17 protein-coding genes, 1 other RNA gene and 1 riboswitch are annotated in these 19,372 nt (G+C 52.2%); of the genes, 6 read left to right on the forward strand and 12 right to left on the reverse strand.

Annotated features, from left to right (window positions below):
* Positions 1–413: 413 nt before the first annotated feature.
* From EBA_RS19355 to EBA_RS19370, 4 genes are all read right to left on the reverse strand, one after another.
* Positions 414–1,943, reverse strand: a complete 1,530-nt coding sequence (locus tag EBA_RS19355) for a hypothetical protein (RefSeq protein ID WP_192376229.1) — start codon at positions 1,941–1,943, stop codon at positions 414–416.
* Between the two features lie 296 nt (positions 1,944–2,239).
* Positions 2,240–2,419, reverse strand: a non-coding RNA gene (gene ssrS, locus EBA_RS19360) — 6S RNA.
* A gap of 22 nt (positions 2,420–2,441) precedes the next feature.
* Complete coding sequence (locus EBA_RS19365; RefSeq protein ID WP_192376230.1) at positions 2,442–2,741, reverse strand: cell division protein ZapA; 300 nt, start codon at positions 2,739–2,741, stop codon at positions 2,442–2,444.
* A complete protein-coding gene (locus EBA_RS19370; RefSeq protein WP_192376231.1) occupies positions 2,738–2,965 on the reverse strand; it encodes a TIGR02449 family protein in 228 nt (75 codons plus the stop codon). The genes EBA_RS19365 and EBA_RS19370 overlap by 4 nt, the downstream gene beginning before the upstream one ends.
* A gap of 102 nt (positions 2,966–3,067) precedes the next feature.
* Here EBA_RS19370 and EBA_RS19375 point away from each other — a divergent pair, with 102 nt between their 5' ends.
* Genes EBA_RS19375 through ubiH form a run of 3 tightly spaced genes read left to right on the forward strand, consistent with a single transcriptional unit; the run spans position 3,068 to position 6,136 of the window.
* Positions 3,068–3,595: a UPF0149 family protein gene (locus EBA_RS19375; RefSeq protein ID WP_192376232.1), complete on the forward strand. Its 528-nt coding sequence runs from the start codon at positions 3,068–3,070 to the stop codon at positions 3,593–3,595.
* Between the two features lie 15 nt (positions 3,596–3,610).
* The gene (gene pepP, locus EBA_RS19380; RefSeq protein WP_192376233.1) at positions 3,611–4,918 is read left to right on the forward strand and encodes a Xaa-Pro aminopeptidase; all 1,308 of its coding nucleotides are present in this window, start codon (positions 3,611–3,613) and stop codon (positions 4,916–4,918) included.
* Positions 4,919–4,921: 3 nt separating this feature from the next.
* A complete protein-coding gene (ubiH, locus tag EBA_RS19385) occupies positions 4,922–6,136 on the forward strand; it encodes a 2-octaprenyl-6-methoxyphenyl hydroxylase (protein ID WP_192376234.1) in 1,215 nt (404 codons plus the stop codon).
* A gap of 149 nt (positions 6,137–6,285) precedes the next feature.
* On the opposite strand, the gene EBA_RS19390 is transcribed toward ubiH, so the two are convergent.
* The 6 genes from EBA_RS19390 to EBA_RS19415 all read right to left on the reverse strand — a co-directional run bounded on the left by EBA_RS19390 (position 6,286) and on the right by EBA_RS19415 (position 14,525).
* Complete coding sequence (locus EBA_RS19390) at positions 6,286–7,143, reverse strand: hypothetical protein (protein ID WP_192376235.1); 858 nt, start codon at positions 7,141–7,143, stop codon at positions 6,286–6,288.
* A gap of 150 nt (positions 7,144–7,293) precedes the next feature.
* The gene (locus EBA_RS19395; RefSeq protein ID WP_192376236.1) at positions 7,294–7,875 is read right to left on the reverse strand and encodes a cohesin domain-containing protein; all 582 of its coding nucleotides are present in this window, start codon (positions 7,873–7,875) and stop codon (positions 7,294–7,296) included.
* 117 nt (positions 7,876–7,992) lie between these two features.
* Positions 7,993–9,696, reverse strand: coding sequence for a hypothetical protein (locus tag EBA_RS19400; protein ID WP_192376237.1), 1,704 nt, complete (start codon positions 9,694–9,696; stop codon positions 7,993–7,995).
* Complete coding sequence (locus EBA_RS19405) at positions 9,693–10,475, reverse strand: hypothetical protein (RefSeq protein WP_192376238.1); 783 nt, start codon at positions 10,473–10,475, stop codon at positions 9,693–9,695. The genes EBA_RS19400 and EBA_RS19405 overlap by 4 nt, the downstream gene beginning before the upstream one ends.
* A gap of 212 nt (positions 10,476–10,687) precedes the next feature.
* Positions 10,688–11,479: a hypothetical protein gene (locus EBA_RS19410; protein ID WP_192376239.1), complete on the reverse strand. Its 792-nt coding sequence runs from the start codon at positions 11,477–11,479 to the stop codon at positions 10,688–10,690.
* 86 nt (positions 11,480–11,565) lie between these two features.
* Positions 11,566–11,643, reverse strand: a riboswitch (cyclic di-GMP riboswitch).
* Positions 11,644–12,056: 413 nt separating this feature from the next.
* Entirely contained in the window at positions 12,057–14,525 is a 2,469-nt protein-coding gene (locus EBA_RS19415; RefSeq protein ID WP_225616375.1) for a TonB-dependent siderophore receptor, read from the reverse strand.
* On the opposite strand from EBA_RS19415, the gene EBA_RS19420 reads away from it, so the two are divergent.
* Positions 14,524–14,736, forward strand: a complete 213-nt coding sequence (locus tag EBA_RS19420) for a hypothetical protein (RefSeq protein WP_192376240.1) — start codon at positions 14,524–14,526, stop codon at positions 14,734–14,736. The genes EBA_RS19415 and EBA_RS19420 overlap by 2 nt on opposite strands.
* On the opposite strand, the gene EBA_RS19425 is transcribed toward EBA_RS19420, so the two are convergent.
* Both EBA_RS19425 and EBA_RS19430 read right to left on the reverse strand, forming a co-directional pair.
* A complete protein-coding gene (locus EBA_RS19425; RefSeq protein ID WP_192376241.1) occupies positions 14,722–15,768 on the reverse strand; it encodes a FecR family protein in 1,047 nt (348 codons plus the stop codon). The two genes, EBA_RS19420 and EBA_RS19425, sit on opposite strands and share 15 nt — an antisense overlap.
* 179 nt (positions 15,769–15,947) lie before the next feature.
* Positions 15,948–16,466: a sigma-70 family RNA polymerase sigma factor gene (locus EBA_RS19430; RefSeq protein WP_192376242.1), complete on the reverse strand. Its 519-nt coding sequence runs from the start codon at positions 16,464–16,466 to the stop codon at positions 15,948–15,950.
* 291 nt (positions 16,467–16,757) lie between these two features.
* On the opposite strand from EBA_RS19430, the gene EBA_RS19435 reads away from it, so the two are divergent.
* Both EBA_RS19435 and EBA_RS19440 read left to right on the forward strand, forming a co-directional pair.
* Positions 16,758–18,458, forward strand: coding sequence for a glycoside hydrolase family 17 protein (locus EBA_RS19435; protein ID WP_192376243.1), 1,701 nt, complete (start codon positions 16,758–16,760; stop codon positions 18,456–18,458).
* Between the two features lie 108 nt (positions 18,459–18,566).
* Positions 18,567–19,364 (forward strand): transglutaminase domain-containing protein, encoded by a 798-nt coding sequence (locus EBA_RS19440; RefSeq protein WP_192376244.1) that lies wholly within the window; start codon positions 18,567–18,569, stop codon positions 19,362–19,364.
* Positions 19,365–19,372 lie beyond the last annotated feature (8 nt).

A 19,372-nucleotide genomic window follows, 5' to 3' on the forward strand; every position in this document is an offset into this window, starting at 1 on the left:
CTTTTATCGAGAATAGCCCGAAGGGGCACCGCATGGATGCGGTGCGTCGGCGGAGGGGCTGGGAAGCCCCTTCTGCCGACCCTCGATAAAAGCTTCGGAGCGCAGGACCAAAGCGGCATCCGGGTGTCTTTTCTTTTGGATACTTTTCTTTGGACAAGCAAAGAAAAGTATCGCGGTTGTCGGTCCGCGAACCGACATTAAAATAGCCGTCGCGCCAGCGACACACAAACATCAAACCCGCGTGGGCACAAAAACCGTGCCCACCCTACGTCGCTTTCTTTTGGCGGAGCAAAAGAAAGTACCTCGGCTGTCGGGCCGAGACCCGACTTCTAAAACAGCAGTCGCGTTAGCGACACATAGTCCCCATCACCACATGGGCCCAAAACCCCATACCCACCAAAAACAAATCTCCCTCAATCACTCGCCGTTTTAAACCGGGCGGTAGCGCCCAATAAGCCAATCACGAAGAAGGCCGTCCCCACCAAGGTAAACCGCAGATTCAGATTATCAATCGCCAAATCATCCGTCGCATACAGCATAAAAATCACCGCAATCCCGCCCCAGGCTAGAAACCGCAACACGGCGGAAATGACGGTTTTGCTCAAAGCTTCCGCTTCGCTGGCCGGCGCGTCCATCCGGTAGGCGACAAAACCGCTGATCAGGGCTGGCATGATTCCCCAGCGCGCATGGTCGAGGAAACTATCCAGGAAATCAAAGTCATCCCGATGATAAAACGTCAGCTCTAGGATGAATGTCGATATGGTGGTACTGACCACGAAGCCGACAAACATCACCGCCATGTAGAAGCCATAATAGTGTTCGGCGGGTTCCTGTTGGTGTCTGAAGGCGATACTCCGCATTACGAACACTAGCGCAATCGGCAATACATAAATCGCCACCGAATACGCTATCCAGCGTAAGGTGGTATAGCTAAAGTGCGCCAGCGGCGTACCCGGAAACAGAAATACATTGTGCAGCGCCACCGACACTTCGCGGCCCAAAATCACGCCAAACGCTGTCGCCGCGGCAAATATCAGCACGTATTTATACGTATGCTTCAAGCGCGCTTCGTGGACATTGCCGCCGAGTTTTTTCACGGTGGTCCACATATCGTCCTCACTGGGACTGCCGAATACTACCGCCGCCGCCAGTAACCGGCAAAGCAGGCCGGTTAGCCGATCCAAATCCTTTAGCAGATTGACGGTTTTGGTGTAATGCGGCTCGGCTTCTTTCCAAACTGCGACTTTTTCCGACATAGCGTTGTAGGAGATACAAATTTCCCCCCATTTCAGCGAGGGCTCGCTGAACAGGCGTCGATATGAAGATTGATCGGCATAATGTTGGATCTGGTCAAACAACAGGCTGTTATGGGCCCATTTATATTCAACCGTCGCGCCGGATTTATCAAAATCGCCCGAGTCTATGCTTTGCACCAATAGCCGATCGGCGATTTGTGCTTTTATTTTATCGTCCGCCGCCGATAGCCGGGATTTGATCAGGGCGTTGTAAACTTCGACGGCTTTGGTCGGAATTGCAAACGCGTCGTGTATGCTGTCCCGTAAAATCAGCAAGGGGTTAAAGGGGTTTTCCCACCCGGCAAAAAACAACATTATGCCGGCGGCGATGAGCGGCAACAGTTTATTGCCGTCCAGACCGTAGAGCAGATTCACCAACTCTCCTGCGCGCAATTGGCTGACGATCAGCGTTACCAGCGGCTCCAACGGCAACCACTGCCAGGTCAGCAAGCAGAATAATACCGCCATTAACGCGCAGTAAAGGGCAATCCCGGTCCAGTAAGTGCTGCGCCGAATAAAGTACTGCGGCAGGGTGGGTTCCGCACCGAGCTGAATCCGGCGCTTCTGAAACGAGCGGTAAGCCAAAAAGGAGGCCGCCGCAGCACCGAGAAGCTCAATCGCCATATTGATCAGAAATTCGATAGTCATGTTTCCAGAGTGTTTGAATTAAGTGTTGTCGCTTTGCCGTAGACCCTAAGGCTTAAACTTCAGGGCGTCAAGACAATAAGCATATTCTGACCAGCAACGCAGCATGGCTGCAAATGCATCGCGTCGCCGGTAAGTCTCGATTGCCGGGCGCAAGTTCCAAAAAAGATAAGATCTGTTACCAAAAAGCGCTGGAAGCCGGGTAGCAATTGACAAACTGGCGAGATAATCAACAGCCTATGAGCATTGATCAAGCGCCGAATTGGCGCTTTACTTGAACTAAGAAGGAAACACGAAGAAGATCTCCCGCCTGCGCCGTCTGATACTTTCGTCCTTGAACCGAAGGCTCAAGTGGAAACCAAATCCAATCAATCAGGCTTCCTGAATAAACAGGCATGCGCACCATGAATGGCAAAAAGTTTCCGGGGTAAAAACAGGTTCAGGAAACACCCAGTACTGCTCGAACGCCGCAGGAGATTGGACTTATAGTCTACCGGGGAATTACGGGTTTTCCAAAACGTTTTCTATCTTGTTACGCAAATCGGCCAAACGCGCACAAATATCGACGCTACTGCCGCTTTCGGCTTTATTGGAAGACACTAGATCGTGAGCCAAATTCAAGGCCGCCAATACAGCGATCCGGTCGGTACTGCTGACCTTGCCGGTATCGCGAATTTTGCGCATTTGCCTATCCAGCTCGCGAGCCGAATTGATCAAAGTGTCTTTTTCATCGGCGGCGCAGGCGATTTTATATTCCTTATCCAGGATATTCAGTGAAACAGGCTGGACGGCTTTACTCACGAATCGTGCTCCATGGCTTTCAAACGGGCAATCATCGCTTCCACCCTGCTTTTGGCCAACGTGGTTTTTTCCAACAATTTGGCTTTTTCTCTAACCAAGGCATCCTGTTTAACTTTCAAGGATTTATTCTCGTTTTTGACTTGATTGAATTGCGCGATCAGCGTATCCAGTTTCGCTTCCAATGCTTCAAGTTCGGTTGACGGATCTTTTTCTGTTTGAGACATAGCAGGAGTATGGGCCGATATGACGTTATAATCATCGTAGATGGCTAAGAATGTTAGCATAAGCCATGTTATTAAACAGCTTTAATAGGAAACACAGCCCAGATGACCTACCGTTCGATTGAAGCAATTTTAGAGCAACAAGACGCCGACATCGGCGCCGCCGAGGCGCATGGCATCGCCACCGGCATGCTCTGCGTCGAAATCCGCGCCGATGTGGAAAACTGGCTGCGCGAGCTGATAGACAACGAGCAACAGCTGATCGACGAAGACAAAGCCTTGCTGCATGGCGTATTCGAAAAAACCCGGGTATTGCTGGAAAACCAGAATGACGATTTTGCCTTTGATTTATTGATGCCGGAGGACGACGATCCTCTCGATGAGCAAGTAGAAGCCTTACGCTGTTGGTGCCAGGGCTTTTTATTCGGCGTGGGTTACGCGCAAACCGGCGCCGACTGGCCGGGCGACACCGCTGAAGTGATGCGCGACATCATAGAACTCACCAAAATCGACACCGATGTCGGTGACGAAGACGACGAAAACGCCTTAATCGAACTCCGCGAATATGTGCGCGCTGCCGTGTTTACCGTCCGTGATCAATTTGCCGAACTCGGCCAATCGCAACCGCATTAATCAAGTAGATCGACCATGAAACAAAGCGAATTCAAAAAACGCCGCGCCAGCCTGATGAAGCAAATCGGCAAGGGCAACATCGCCATCATTGCCAGCGCGCCGCAGCGCACCCGCAACCGCGACGTCCACTACCCATTCCGCCAGGACAGTGACTTTTACTACCTGACCGGCTTTAACGAAGCCGAATCGATGGCCGTGTTCATTCCCGGCCGCGAGCAAGGCGAATACATCCTATTCTGCCGTGAGTTCGACGAGAAAAAAGCCTTGTGGGAAGGTGCCCACGCCGGCCTGGAAGGTGCCACCAAACACTACGAAGCCGACGATTCTTTCCCCATCGACGATCTGGACGACATCCTGCCCGGTATGCTGGAAAACAAAAGCAAGGTATTTTACCCGATGGGCAAGGACAGCGACCTGGACCATAAACTACTGGAGTGGATCAACCACATCCGCAAGCAGTCGCGCTCCGGCGTCACGGCGCCGGGCGAACTGGTATCGCTGGAACATATCGTTCACGAAATGCGCTTATTCAAAAGCGCGGAAGAATTGAAATTGATGCGCCACGCCGGCGAGGTATCCGCCAAAGCCCATGTTCGCGCCATGCTGGCTTGCAAACCGGGTGTGTACGAATATCAAATCGAAGCCGAGCTGATCCACGAATTCATTCAAGACGGCCTGCGCGCGGTGGCTTATCCGTCCATCGTCGCCGGCGGCAAAAACGCCTGTGTGCTGCACTACGTCGAAAATAAAGACAAACTCAACAAAGGCGATTTGCTGCTGATCGATGCCGGCGTCGAGTGCGACCATTACGCCGCCGACATTACCCGCACCTTTCCGGTGTCCGGCAAATTCAGCGAACCGCAAAGACAACTCTATCAACTGGTACTGGACGCCCAAGCTGCCGCGTTGACCGAGATCAAGCCCGGCAATCCCTGGAACAAAGCCCATGAGGCTTCGGTAGAAACCTTGACCAAGGGCCTGATCGAACTAGGCCTGTTAAAAGGCAAACTCAAAAAACTCATCAAAGACGAAAAATACAAACAGTTTTATATGCACCGCATCGGCCACTGGCTGGGCATGGACGTGCACGATGTCGGCGATTACAAAATTAAGGATGAATGGCGCTTGCTGGAACCGGGCATGGTGTTAACCGTCGAACCCGGCCTGTACGTACCCGCCGATTGCGAAACCGTCGACAAACAATGGCGCGGCATCGGCATACGCATCGAAGACGATGTGCTGGTGACGAAAGACGGCCATGAAATTCTCACGCATGGCGTTCCTAAAGCCGTTGCCGACATCGAAGCGCTGATGGCGGGCTAAACCATGCAACACGATTTCGACCTGATCATCGTCGGCGCCGGCCTAGCCGGTAACTGTCTGGCCCTGGCGCTGAAAAACAGCGGCTTGAAGATAGCCCTGGTCGAAGCCAATAGCCGCGAACAGCTACGCCATTCGCCGGCCGGCGACCGCGCGCTGGCCCTGGCGGCCGGCACCGTGGAACTGCTCAATGACTTGGGCGCCTGGCGCGGCGTGGCCGATAAAGCCACTGCCATCAAACATATCCACGTCTCGGACCGCGGCCATTTTGGGAAAACCCGGCTAGCCGCTGAAGATCAGGGCGTGGAAGCCTTGGGCTATGTGATCGTTGCCCGCGACATCGAACAACACATGGCCGATCTGGTGGAAAAAACCGACACGGTTTGTCTGTATCAAACCCGGGTCGCCGGCTTAATGTCCGGCCGAGATGCAGTAAACGTCAGTTTGAAGCAGCACGACGGCAGCTCGTTAAACGTCAATGCGCAGTTACTGGTCGGTGCTGACGGCGGCAACTCCACGGTGCGCAAGTTGTTGGAAATACCGCAGCAAGTTACCGAATACGGTCAAACCGCACTGGTCACCACCGTGCAATCGGCGCTACCACATCGCAACATCGCCTTCGAACGCTTCACCGAATTCGGCCCGTTGGCCTTGCTGCCGGTAGCGGGTAAACAATCGGCGGTGGTCTGGACCCGCACTCACGAGCAAGCCGAAACCCTGATCAACGTCAGCGACCGCGAATTTCTCGCCGAGCTACAAAACTGCTTCGGTTACCGCTTAGGCGAACTGAAACTGGCCGCGCCGCGTCGGGCATTTCCCTTGAGCCTGATCCGCGCCGAAAGCATGGTCTCCGGCCGTACCGTCATCATCGGCAACGCCGTGCATCAACTGCATCCGGTGGCCGGCCAAGGCTTTAACCTGGGGATACGCGATGTGGCATTACTGGCGGAAATGTTGCTTGATCAACACGAACGCAATGGCGATTTAGGCGATGCCCGCCTGCTGAAAAACTACAGCAGGCAACGCCAACAGGATCACGGCAAAACCATAGGTTTTACCAACAGCGTGGTGAAGCTGTTCTCCAACGACAACCTGCCGCTGGCCGCCGTCCGCAACGCCGGCTTGACCATGCTGGACCACCTGCCCTTTGCCAAGCAACTACTGACGCGACATGCGATGGGTTTGGCGGATCGGCTGCCTAAATTGGGTGATCGGGAATAGTTTCAGGCATAGCCCAGACCACCGTTCATATATACTGCATAAGCGGTTGTGCGAAATTTAAATACCAGCCTTTCAATTTGCCAGGGAAGACCAACGCGCCCCCGGACCTACGAGGCTGCCATTCGGCCGAACCCGGTAAACCGTCTGCCTTACGTGGGTAATTTAGCCTCATCGTTCGGAACCCAATCGAGCACCCCTTCAATTAACCCTGCTCCTACCTTTTTCTGAAGGCAGATAGTGATCTGCTGAGCAGCGAGAATGGCCCCGTGAATTGGATAATTAATCCTTTGGTAGTCAAAATCTTTGCCATCACGTGGGAACCCAATTAAGAAGAGCCCCCCTGTTACCCGTTCCCCAAGCGGCGACAAGTGAGTTAAATGGCAAAGCATTTCATATGTTTCCCAAAGACTCTTTGTCTCGTCAGAAGATTCAAATAGCCCCTTTATTGAAGCAGGGTGATGCCAGTTAAGGATACTGCTCGGGTTACTTTCCTGTAACTTCCAAATACGTTGCCAATCAGGCATTTTAGACTTGAGTTCTTGAAAGTTATTTTCAGAAACCTTGCAACCGTTCAAAAACTCTTCATGCGTTATTTTTCCTTCAGACAGGCACGTTTGCCAATCTTGGAAATGCTGATACTTGGATACGTTCGGGTATTGAATAAATTTATCTAGCTTTCGTTGTTTTTTTAACGGATTGCAATATACATGCTCAAGTGAAGCAAACAGCTCAAGAGCTGCACGCGCATGGTGATATGACGCAAGCAAGGCTCCATTTCGTATAGCCCCAATTTCTCCGAACATTTCGTTGGTAACTTTTACCAGAACAGTGGTCAGAAAAGCTTGCTCATTACCGCTTTTAAGATCTAAGACCTTTTCTTCAAGCGCATAGGAGAACCTTAGTGCGATATTCTCAAGGTAGGGTAGGGAGGATCGAGAAAGGTAGTCAGCAATTTCCGCCAAGACAGTAGTGTAACTCCTTGTATAATCTAAATATTGCTCTGACATTTCAAATCACTCTCCTAACAAGTAATTATAAAGTTCCGTATATCACCCAAGCCCACGCTTAGCAACTAGCCAGCATGAAGTGCGTCTAAATCTAGGCTATTCACCGAATTGTCTCCCGGATTACGCTTCGCTTCATCCAGGCTACATTGACTAACTCCTGCGCCGCATCAGTACCACCCAAAACCCGCCAACCATCGGCCAGAACATCCCCGGCAGCGGCACGGCGGCGACCGTATTAACGGTAAGCGGCGCCGCATTTGCCGACAATGCGTTACCCTCGGCATCCGCCAAACCGTTAATCAGTAAATCAAGCTCACTGCTACCACCGCTCAGCACATTGAAGCGGATGATCGCCAGCGTAAAGTTACCGGCTTGCAGGGTTTGTAAATCCGCCGCGTCGTCCAATGACGACTCGAACAGATTCAGTACGCCGGGAGCAAGCAAATCAGCGGCGGAACTGTTTCCACCCAAATTAAGCACATCCAACTGGTTGCCCAACACGGGATCGCCGAAATCCACGCCGGCGAAAGCCAAATGTGTTGGGTCGAACTGAATATTAAAATCATAGGTTGCTAACGCATCGTCGCCCAAACCGGAAATATTCAAGCCTATTTCAATGGCATTTGCAGTTTGGCTACGGGGTGCAAAATGCAAATCAATTGAAGCATCTGCAACGCTGCAGGTCGCGTATAAAGCTATGCCGGCCAGACCGGCTTTTAGTTGTTTCATCATCGTTGTTAATCCTATATTCGGCATCCTGGATTCCCGCATTCGCGGGAATGACGATATGTTTTCGGTTCGTATAATCGGCTGAGGGTATCGATTGCTGACCGATTGGCACCTGTCTGGTTACACCGCACAGCGCACCCGGGTGCAAAGCAAAGTAAGCTTGCGCACATCCAGCACATTGATCACGCCGTTTTTATCCAGGTCTCGCGGGTCGCTTACGCCGGATGCCGGCAGGTTGCGTGCCGCAATGACCACGTTCAAATCCAGTTGATCGACGTCACGGTCACCGTCCAGATCGCCTCTTACGGTGATATTCTCGCAACTGTCCGGCAGATGATTGAAGTTGGTATCTCCGCTGAGCCGATTTTGAATATCCAACACATCCGATTTGCCGTTGCTATTGCAATCCGGAAACACGTTAAGGTAGTAAACATCCTGCTCGCCGTTGTAGGTGGCGGTGTAGGCAATATGCGCACCGCTGGCGTCGGAAACCAGCTGGGTGTAGTCGCCCAATTTATATGTTTGTTGCGCTTGGCCGTTGACGATTTTATAGGGCAAATGGGTGTCGAACTCAGGAGTCACGGCTAGGTTTTTACTCCAGGTCAGCCCACCATCCCATGAATATGCATAATAAAGTTGCGAATGCCGATATTGATCGGTAGTGCTGCCGTTCCGAGTATCGTACCAAACGGCATCGATGCGTGAATTGGGCGCCACCCCTAACATCGGGAACCATTGAAACGAACCGGCGCTGGGCGGATCATCGTTAAGCCGTAAGGGTTCCGACCACGTTTCGCCGCCGTCGGAACTGCGGACGAAATAGACATCCAGCGGATCATCGCCTGGCAACCAATCGTAGCTCTGGACGTGGGCCATCATGTAAATATTGCCGCGCATGACGCCTATCGACTGATCGGTTGCAATTTGCAAATCACCAATGCCGCCTATGGGGTTTGGCGTTTTCTGCGCATAAAATCCAATGCTGTTTCCACCCATATCCACTTGCTTGGCCGTGAATGTTGGTGATAGTCCGGACGACTTGGCGTCGGTGGATTTCAGAAAGTAGTGCCCGCTGCGGATAATGCCGATAGCATTAATCGATGAAATCTCCTCATTGATACCCGAAACATAAACCTCACTGTTCGGGCCAATGGCCATTCGACCGAAACCGAACGCCGAAATCGGCAAACCGACGTCCGGCTCTTGATAGCTATGACCGCCATCCGTGGAGCGAATGAAGAACTTCGGTACATAGTTGGGATCGAGTACAGCTTCGCCAGGCCGCCAAGTACTGTAGATATTGCCCTGACCTTCACCGTCGGTTCTATCAATAGCCAGCCAGTTCTTGTCACCAATAAATTGGTATACCGGGTCGTGCCACGTGATGCCACCATCCGTGGATTTGAATACGGAACTGCCGTCCACACTGCCCTGGGACATCGATTGATAGTAAAAATTACCTTGCGAATCGGCATCCAGAACCGGGTCGGTTCGATTCTGCATGGCTATTGCCGGAAGTGCGCCATTACCCCAACTCGCACCAGCATCAAAGCTATACCCGTACCCACCCTTTTTGGTAAGGATGTCCTGCGGATCAAACATGCGCCAGCCGATGACGACATTGCCGGCATCCAAAGGGTTAATGGCAATGGACGGCTCGTTGCCAATATCGCCTATGATGTTTTGACCGCTTGCATCCACGTTGACTTGGTGACTGACATAAACACCAAAGGTATTGACTTGAGAAGGCGCCGATTGAGCGACTGCGGGCAACATCATCACCGTCAATAAAACACCGGCTTGAATTCGATCGCCCCCGTTCATGCTGTGATTCTCCTGCCAACTCGACCAGTGATGCCAAGCCCGATCAAACCGCTCGCGAACAACCATACGGCAGCAGGTACGGGCACCACTGTGGTTTGAAAACTAAAGGTGCCGATACGCGCGTCGCTCAATCGAGCGTCGGTTGCGCCCAAATGATCAAAGCCCCAACCATATCCAAGATTACCGGCGAGCGTCAGATTATTGCCAACCAATCTGGTCGATACGTCGAACAATTCGAAGGCATCAGCGGTAAAACCGAGATGATTTACCAGTAACCATCCGGAGCGACCCGGTGTGGCGGACTCTAATTCCGGGCGATATTCCAGCGTCATATCCCCCAACAGCACCCGATTAGTAGGCGGAGTCACATCAACTCGAAAACGCATCACGCCTCCTAGACCGATACTGCCAGTGGCTGTCCCGAATATATTGCTCGGATCGAACGCAAAGGTAGTTGCTTTATTTTGTCGTTGGGTCGGATTGGCAGGAACGACTGCTTCGTTAACAGCGAACTGCAGGCCTACAGCTGAGATTTCATTGGCCGCATAATCGGCGGGATCGGTAGGCGTATTGGCGTCTCGCAGTTCTATAAACGTTTTAGATGCCACTGCGCTGGCATTAAAAAACTCTTCCACGTAGATGGAGGGGGCTGGCGTGTTATCTAAAGCAATACCCGCAGCCAAGGCATCGCCGTCTATATTTAAAGTGAGTGCGCCGCCGGAAACCGTAGCGGCGTTAGCAAAGCTTGGGAAGAAAAATCCAAAAAAGACAAATCCCATTGAAATCACAGTCATTGTGAAATAGTTGGTAGTGCGTTGTTTCATAAACATAAGGTTGGCCGAGTGGTTTGATGCAAATAAATTGCGCTAGCCAAACAGGGACGATCAAAAATGCGTAAGGTCATTGTTGATCATCCTGTTGGCTACGAGCGCAGGCGGACCCATCCGGCACATCAGTATTTGCTGTTCCGGATGGTTTTAGCTAATAGTGTTTAAGCGACACGTTTCCGGCGATTCATGCCAAGCAAACCGAGCAAACCGCTACCAAAAAACCATACAGCTGCCGGAACCGGCACTGCCGATGGGTTCAATTCCAGGTGACCGAAAATGTGATGAGGATCTGACGAAGCGAAAAAATCCCCGTAAGTCATCACACCGACATAATTGCCGTCAACCGAAGTGCCCCAAGTCAAATCGCCGCTCAGGTGAAGCAGGCCAGAACCATCAACCGATTCAACGGAGTTGACCAAGGTGAACAAAGTGTTGGCACCAAATCCGGCATCATTCGATACGACATTCCAGACACCATTCACTTTCTGCAAGTCCCAGTCCGTGGAAGAGTTGTAATTGCCGGTTGCACCCAGAGCGTCCCTGAAACGAATTGCACCAGTTAAGCCGATCTGACCAACGGAAGTGTTGTTGGCATCCATGGTAGTTTTTTGCAGCGTGCGGTTATCCGCTAGGCCGGGGCCATTGGCATAAGTAATCGTCGACGTATTGCTGTTCACGCTGAACAACATATTCGGCACGTTGCCACCGCTACCAGCATTACTAGCGGTGATGTAGGTTTGGTTAAAGCTCGAATCGAAATATTGCTCGAGAATGACACCATTCGGAAAGTATCCAGGTACGATTGTTGCCGCCGCCATTTGCGCGTTGTCGATAGTGACGTAAACGTTGCCACTGACTTGCGAAGCACTGGCAGTCGCGGGAGACAATACCAAACCAATTGCGACCAATGTAAAAACACCGGCAACCGCCGATTTTAAATTGCAGTTTTCCATCAAAATTTTCCTTCATTGTTAGGGTTGAAATTCATCCTCCGGAAGCGGCACGCAAACAAACAAGTTTCTCATACGGCACGCTACCCAAGTGCAACCCGGCTGTCTTGGCCCCAAGACCCGTGGCTTTCCGGCTCCGTCTCACGGCGGATGTGGCAGTGCGTCCATCCCTGGACTTTGCTCCTTTCCCTGAGCGAAGTTGTCCTAAAAGTCCGACGTAAAGCTTGCCTTTACCGCCATCGCAGAGCACAGATTGTCGATGGCGGCTAACGAAGCAACATTGGTAAGGTAATAAGACGGGCTATATTCCATAAACCATTGCTCTTCTGTTAATAAGTCGTATGGGCGGAGAAATCGACTACGGAAACATGGAATTTTTTTGCCGGGGGATGTGGTTTTTAGCGGAATTTTTTATAAACAATTGAATATAAAGGGCAGAACCCTTAGACGGACAAAGTCTTGATGACTGATGGTTGGAGCTAAATTAGAGCGACTAACATGGATAGCCTATTTGTTCCACTGAAGTCTTCAACGGTGTAGAGGACTTTTGGCGAGCATTGGTCTGCAGCTGGCTACCCGTTCAAAAGCGTAACGCCGCGGAAAAATACAGCGACGCACCGGCAGAAGGCACCACGCGCCCACCGCCAATATAGCCGCCGCCGAAATATTGGAAGGGCTGAAAATAGTCGTTATCCGTCAGGTTTTTTGCGGTGAGTGCCAAACGCAAGCCCTGCATTTCATAAGCGGCAGTGGCGTCAAAGCTGTGATAGCCATTGACCTTAAACGCATTATCATGGGCGATGTAGCTGCCTGAGCGCAGATTGACTCCGACCCCCAAAGAAACCCCGGTAAGCAATTCATTTTTAAAACGGTAGTTAACCCACAAACGCCCGGCGTCCTCAGGTACCCAGGCAACACGGTTGCCTTTGGCGATTCCACCTGAGTCCAGCATAAAACGGGCGTTGGTATGGGCATAATTTGCCACGACTTGAAACTCGTCGCTGAATTGCCAGAGTAAGTCGGTTTCAATGCCTTGGGAACGTTGATAGCCCGAAGAAGTGTAAAACAAGCCCACACCGGTATTCGGCACAGCCACCTGTTGGCGGTCTATCTGATAAACGGCCACTTGCCCGGAAAGCCTGTTGGCAAACTCGAACTTGAATCCGGTTTCCATTTGCTGCGACATTTCCGGCACCGGGGCACTATCGAAATTCACGAACGGCTGTCCGCGCATGCCTTCGCTATAACCGGCGAAGAGCGAAAGCTGATCGGTGACATCGTAGACCGCTCCAAGCCGTGGCAATAATTCCAGGCGAGTGGTGGTATTGGAATGTTTGACGACTTTATCATCGTAGGCAATTTCCAGGCCGCCTAACCTTAAACTAAGCAAGGTATGTAGACCTTTGGCAATAGTACTTTGCCACTGCAGGTAACCGCCGTATACCGTATTCGCTACAAATTGGTTATATGCGCCTACTCCCGGATCGCTGTACGCGACCGGAAACGACGGCTTGCTGAGATCGACAAGTCCTATCGGCCCAGCGGCCTCGACGAAACCATCATCTTTCAGCTTGCTATAGTCTCCACCGAATAACACCGTGTTATGGGTGATGCCAAAATCGAAGCTGGCTATCGCGTTGGCGATATAACTAAACTCCTGCTGCTGCTGCGCTAACTCGCCATTGACCAAGGCCCAGGTTGAGGGCGCGAGCAGCGGCGTGTCGGCAACGAACGTGCCGTTAAACAGCGTCTGAATTTTTTCATCGAAGCTGGAATTGGAGTACCGCGCTCTCAAATCCATGCTCCAAATGCGGTTGATGTGATGCTCCAGTTTGGCCCACACAGCCTGGCTTTCCGAGGTACTATCGGGAATGTCTGAGCGGCCAATGTACAGATCGCGCGGTACCCGAAAACTACCGGCAATAGTACCGGTCGCCGGCAGGCCCTGATATTCCGGCTGGGCCCAGTGCGAGACTTTGCCCTGGAGCGTCAAAGTGGTGTTTTCGTTATCGGTCAGAACCAGCGATGGATTGATGTTGTAACGCTCGGTGTGAATGTCGTCGATAGGGTTCTCCGAATCAGTGTACTGAGCAGTGACTCGGAATAAGATGTTGTCGTTGAGCGGCTGATTGAGATCAAAATGCGGCTGGTAAAAATTGTAACTACCTGCGGTAAAACCGATTTCGCGGGAGGCTTCGCGTTGCGGAAGTTTTGAGACCACGTTGATTACGCCACCCACCGGCGAGCCGGAACCGCCGCTGTAAAAAATTCCATTGGCGCCTTTCAGCACTTCTACCCTTTCCACGTTAACGGTGCTTTCCCGATCACCGGGATTGTAATATTGGGTAAAGCCATCGATGAGCTGTTCGGCTCTGAAACCGCGCACCAAAGTCCCTTCGATGACCGGACTGAATAGTAGACTTCTGGAAACCACACCGCTGACATTATTCAAGGCATCGCTTAAAAACAGTGTTTGCTGGTCATCGATCAGTTGCCGATTGATGGTTTGAATCGACTGTGGGATTTCCTTGATAGGTGTATCGATCCGCGTGGCGCTGGCAATAGTGGTCACCCGATAACCGGCTTCTTGACCGACAACATCAACTGGCGATGCGAGATTGGTAAGCGCCTTGACTGGTCTCGTGGCAGTAACCGTCAGGCTATCCATTAAAGTGACTTCGGTTGCGCGACTTGGAGCATCGATTTGCGATTGCTGCTCGAGCAGAGTGGCGGTAGCTGGATCGATAAATCGGTAACTTAGCCCACTATTTTTTAACAACAATTCCAACGCTTGCGTGGGCTCCAGATCACCTTGCAGAGTTTTGCTGCTAAAACCGCGCACCATGTCCGCGGAAAAAAGCAGTTGAATATGCGCTTGATTAGCATACCTAAGCAGCGCGTCGTTAAGGGATTGTGCCGGGATATCGAAGTGACACAAGGTATCAGCCGAAACCGCAGGAGCGACCAACACCATACCTGAGAATGAGAAAATACAAGTCAGCAGCAATGCTGGCGTGCCAAAAAAACAATAGTCCTTTGGTCTGGTCATGAACGGCAACAATAATTTACGTCGATATCCGCGTGGACGCCCTAAGCTTGAAAAACTTTGGACGGCAATTGTGAACACTTTGATTTACTACAATGCGGATTCAGCAAAAATTAACTTCCCGATTGCAGTTGCCATCAGAACTAGCAGTAGAGCCGCATTCATTCGCCACATGGCCCTGGTTATTGTTGAGAAAGACTTAGCGGTGCAATAAAACCCACCAGGGCCCAATTGCGGTTTGTTTCAGCGACAGTGCCGCAGTGACTGTGTGCAGGGTTTGTTCCGGGTTATCCAGCGAAAACACACCGGTAACCCGCAGGTTTTTTAATGCGGCATCGGCGAGGAAAATTCGACCTAAGCGATACCGCTCCAGTTCGCTGATAAGCTCAATTAACGGACGGTCATTGATGACCAAGCGATGCTGTTGCCAGGCGGTCGTTTGTTCCAGCCTCGCCGCCTGGGGTTTTGGCAATGATTGCCCTGCGTTGTAGTTTATTTGCTGGCCTTCTTGGATCTCGACGTAATCCGTCGGCGTGGTTAGCCGGGATACGGCTACCGCATGCTGCTGCACGATCACATCGGTTTGGGAGCCAACACTTTCATAGACATCGAATACCGTCCCCAGCGCACGGATATTGAGATTGTCCGCTTTGACTTCAAACGGTCTGGCGAGGTCTTTGGCGACCGTAAAGCGGACTTGCCCATGATGCAAAACGATCTTCCGGGCAAACGCATTAAACTCAACCGAAACCGCACTATTGGTGTTCATCAACAAGCGACTACCATCGCTAAGCTCAATTTCTCGCAGTTCGCCGGTTTGTGTGCGGTAATCGCTCAAATAATCAACCAACAATCGCGATTGCTGAGGCATGATCAGGCCAATCACCAACAAGCACGTCGCCGCAATGGCAAACCCGGCGGCAAACCAAGGCCTTTGCGACGCCTTTGTGGACAAAGGCGGAGAGGATGACTTGCTTTTAACCGCACCGAAAGTCGCCGGCGCGGTTTGTCTAGACACCAGTTGTTTTGCGTTCGCTTGTCCGGACAGACTGCCGGCCACCACCATCTCTCTGAACAAATTTTCAGCGGCGGTAAAGGCCTCGGCATGCAGTGGATCCTGACTCAACCAATCGGCAAACGCTTCAAGTTCCGCATCGCTCAAACTGTCGTCACGCAGACAGACCAGCCAGGCGATGGCCTGATCTTGCAGACTTGGCTGAGCGGATTTATCGGACGGCGCGGGCATTGGTTCTCCAATCAAGCAGGGACGTTGTTTAATAAGACGTGCGAGACGAGAATGCGATCATACCAAAGCTTGAAGTCACAGCGAATTTGGCGGACACGCTCAGCGCTATTCAAACAAGCGGCGGGAGTTGTTGCTATTTGCATGGGAAGGGCTTGAATCTAGAAAATGCAGACTTGCGATTAATCGGTCAGCTGCTGCGCGCAATGCGCCATGGCTTTTGCCAATAATTTATTGACCTGAGACTTGGAAATCCCCAATCGCTGAGCAATTTGCGTATAGGTAAGGCCGTCGACGCCATGCAGCAAAAACACGCTGCGGCAGGCTTGCGGCAAGTCGTCCAGCGCTTGTTGCAGCGCGCCCAAGCGCTCCCGTCCGATCAAAACCCGGTCCGGTGACGCAGAATCGCCAGGAAGGGATTCGGCTAAAGCGTCGAAATCTTCGTCAGCACCGTAACGGGCCCTGACCATGGTTTTGCGCTGATGATCGATGGCCAAATTGATCGCGATCCGAAACGCCATGGCTCGAGCATTATCCGGCGGGGTTTTTTCCACAATCTGCCGCAACCCCAAATATGTGTCATGGGTTAATTCGGCGGCGACGTCAGGGCATTTCAAGCGCCCGGTCAAAAAACGCAATAACTCATCGGCCAAGGATTGAGTCCAGAACGCGGTACTATCGGTCAATGGCTGTGCACTCATGCGGATGAGAATTATCGATGGCTTGTATAAAAACAACGACAGGCCAATTCCGCCAAGTCGTTGCAGAGCATTAGCAATAATCAAACCAAAGGCGAATTGCGCTGGTTGGCCTGGCCTGGCAGCCTGCACCTGGCCAATAGCGTCTTTGACTCCCGGCTTGGAGCATGTCAAATCACGCGCGCCATATCCGGCAGATAACATAGTTTTATCAATAAGCCCCGACTTTGATTTTTGCAGCGCGCCTAGCCTGTATAATCGCGATAACTTCTCTACTCACCTAACCAGTCTCTAATGCGCACCGCCAAACTGCTGTTCTGTATTGTTTTAATCATTGTCGTTCATGCAGCCATCGCCTGGAGCCTGAATCGCCCGCAGGATGCCGGCGTCGACGTGCCATCCGGCAAATTGCGCAGTTTGTCGTTTGCGCCGTATCGGGAAGGTTTTAGCCCCATCGAAGAAAAATTTCCCTTGCCGGAGCACATCGATGCCGACCTCGGCTTAATTGCGGATAAAACCCATGCCGTCCGCACCTACTCGATACTCGGCGGCATGCAACCCACACCGGCATTCGCTCGCAAACACGGCGTGGAGATGATCCAAGGAGGCTGGCTGGGCGACGGCCATGCCAGCAATAAAAAGGAAATCACCGCGCTGATCGAGTCGGTCAACGCTAATCCCGATGTGGTAAAACGCGTGCTGGTCGGCAATGAAGTCCTGCTGCGTAAGGACATGGATGTGGACACTCTCATTGGCTATATCCGCCAGGTAAAACAGGCGGTGAAGCAGCCGGTATCCTACGCGGATGTCTGGTCTATCTATCTGAAATATCCGCAGCTGATGCAGGAAGTGGATTTCATCACCGTGCATATCCTGCCGTATTGGGAAGACGAGCCGGTGGCGATAGAAGACGCGGCCGGGCATGTCGAAAAAATCGTCAAACAAATTGAAGACAAAGCCCACAGTATGGGCTTGAACAAACCCATACTGATCGGCGAATCGGGTTGGCCGGCGGCCGGCCGGCAGCGCGGCCATGCGGTACCCAGCGTGGTTAACGAAACCCGTTTTATCCGCAGCCTGATCGAAGTTGCCAACCGCCACGGTATGGATTACAACATTGTCGAGGCTTTTAACCAGCCCTGGAAAAGCCATAACGAAGGCGTGGTCGGTGCCAACTGGGGTTTGCTGACTATCGACCGGGAACCGGTATTCCCGTTGACCGGCCCGGTTTACGAAAACGCGGAATGGCTGCTGGATTTTGCCTGGGCGATCGGCCTGTGGCTGCTATTGGTCGCGGTCTACTTTAAAAAATTGCCCAGCCTGTCACTGCCGCGCTTGCTAGTCTTTCTGACCTTGGCGCAAGTGCTTGGCGCTTGTCTGGTCACACTGGCAGATTTTCTGTGGTTTACCAGCTACAGCATCTGGCAACAGGCTTACACCATCCTGCTCGTCGCGGCAAATACCTTGCTAAGCGGCCTATTGATGCAACGCAGCTATGCCATTTTGGCTCAGCAACCGGCGCTGCCGGAACTGGCAAGCCGTTTAAGAAGCAGTTATCTGTTTTTCGTTGTATTGGCACTTTATAAAACCTACAGCCTGGCGTTCAACGGCCGGTATCTGAGTTTTCCTGTTGAACAATTCGCGATTCCGGCTATCGGCATCTGCGGTTTGATTGCTTGCCTATGTCTGGTCCAGCGCCACTTGCACTGGCATATGCTGCGCTTCGACACCCTGTCCGGCGGCAATTCGCAAACACCTCGCGACCGTTTACTGGCCTATTTTTTCAGCGCAGGCATGTTTGCTGTAGTGATAGGCGAGACTTACGAATTCATGGCCGCCTACGACTTCATACAAGCGCATCCGAACTTTAGCGAAGGTTTACCGGTGGCACTGGGGTACACCCTATACAATCGGCAATTGCTGAATTGGTTGCTGTGTATACTGGTGCTGTCCATCCCGTTCTGGGCCAGTCGCTCCGGCAAAGCCAAGGCGTAGCTCAGATCTGCAATATTGCGCGAACGCTTTGTTCGCACTCAGGCAACGCGCCTACCGACGCTTGCCGAATTTGACTGAATTTTCGGTAACCAAACAAGGACAACCAATATGTGGCTGCGCACCAGTTGCGAAATAAGCTTCGATGTCAGCATCGATACCCCGTTCATTCTGATGCTGCGACCGCGCAACGGCGCCAATCAATGGGTAGCCCGCGAGTCGTACACCTTGAATCCAACGGTGCCGGTGTTCGAATATACCGACTATTACGGCAATCTTTGCCAGCGCCTGATAGCACCGCCCGGCGAGTTTTCCGTGCGCACCAGCGCCGACATTCATACCAACGAGCATATCGACGTCTGCCCCGGCGCGCCGTTTACCGAGGTACAAAGTCTGCCTGATTCGGTATTGACTTATCTAACGCCGACCCGCTACTGCGAATCCGATCGTTTTATCGATCTGGCCCAGGAAATCGTCGCCGATGCCTTACCCGGTTACGACCAAGTGGCTACGCTGCACCGCTGGCTACGCGAAAATATCCGTTTCAATCCGGACTCCCCGCATTTCCAGCTGTCGGCGGTCGAAACCAATATGGCTGGCGAGGGCGTTTGCCGCGAACTGGCACATCTGGGCATCGCGCTGTGCCGGGCATTATGTATTCCGGCGCGCATGGTGGTTGGCTATTTATACGGCTTACAGCCTATGGATTTCCATGCTTGGTTTGAAGCTTACGTGGGCGGCCGTTGGTACACCTTCGATCCCACCCAAGCCGAACCCTGCGGCGGCCGAGTCATCGTCGCTTACGGCCACGATGCGGCGGACGTAGCGATCTTCACGCAATTCGGACCGGCGCTCTATCCTATGCATATGGCCGCTAATGTCGAACGTCTGCCCGGCCCACCGAATTAGCGTAGCTC

Origin of the sequence: Methylomonas albis (assembly GCF_014850955.1) — a bacterium.
GTDB lineage: Bacteria > Pseudomonadota > Gammaproteobacteria > Methylococcales > Methylomonadaceae > Methylomonas > Methylomonas albis.

Bases quoted from the DNA above. Each gene is read 5' to 3' on its own strand.
- EBA_RS19405 (WP_192376238.1), bottom strand. From the start codon at position 10,475: ATGGGATTTGTCTTTTTTGGATTTTTCTTCCCAAGCTTTGCTAACGCC.
- EBA_RS19370 (WP_192376231.1), bottom strand. From the start codon at position 2,965: ATGTCTCAAACAGAAAAAGATCCGTCAACCGAACTTGAAGCATTGGAA.
- EBA_RS19355 (WP_192376229.1), bottom strand. From the start codon at position 1,943: ATGACTATCGAATTTCTGATCAATATGGCGATTGAGCTTCTCGGTGCT.
- EBA_RS19430 (WP_192376242.1), bottom strand. From the start codon at position 16,466: ATGAGTGCACAGCCATTGACCGATAGTACCGCGTTCTGGACTCAATCC.
- EBA_RS19410 (WP_192376239.1), bottom strand. From the start codon at position 11,479: ATGGAAAACTGCAATTTAAAATCGGCGGTTGCCGGTGTTTTTACATTG.
- EBA_RS19440 (WP_192376244.1), top strand. From the start codon at position 18,567: ATGTGGCTGCGCACCAGTTGCGAAATAAGCTTCGATGTCAGCATCGAT.
- EBA_RS19415 (WP_225616375.1), bottom strand. From the start codon at position 14,525: ATGACCAGACCAAAGGACTATTGTTTTTTTGGCACGCCAGCATTGCTG.
- EBA_RS19375 (WP_192376232.1), top strand. From the start codon at position 3,068: ATGACCTACCGTTCGATTGAAGCAATTTTAGAGCAACAAGACGCCGAC.
- pepP (WP_192376233.1), top strand. From the start codon at position 3,611: ATGAAACAAAGCGAATTCAAAAAACGCCGCGCCAGCCTGATGAAGCAA.
- EBA_RS19390 (WP_192376235.1), bottom strand. From the start codon at position 7,143: ATGTCAGAGCAATATTTAGATTATACAAGGAGTTACACTACTGTCTTG.
- EBA_RS19420 (WP_192376240.1), top strand. From the start codon at position 14,524: ATGAACGGCAACAATAATTTACGTCGATATCCGCGTGGACGCCCTAAG.
- EBA_RS19435 (WP_192376243.1), top strand. From the start codon at position 16,758: ATGCGCACCGCCAAACTGCTGTTCTGTATTGTTTTAATCATTGTCGTT.
- EBA_RS19395 (WP_192376236.1), bottom strand. From the start codon at position 7,875: ATGATGAAACAACTAAAAGCCGGTCTGGCCGGCATAGCTTTATACGCG.
- EBA_RS19425 (WP_192376241.1), bottom strand. From the start codon at position 15,768: ATGCCCGCGCCGTCCGATAAATCCGCTCAGCCAAGTCTGCAAGATCAG.
- ubiH (WP_192376234.1), top strand. From the start codon at position 4,922: ATGCAACACGATTTCGACCTGATCATCGTCGGCGCCGGCCTAGCCGGT.
- EBA_RS19400 (WP_192376237.1), bottom strand. From the start codon at position 9,696: ATGAACGGGGGCGATCGAATTCAAGCCGGTGTTTTATTGACGGTGATG.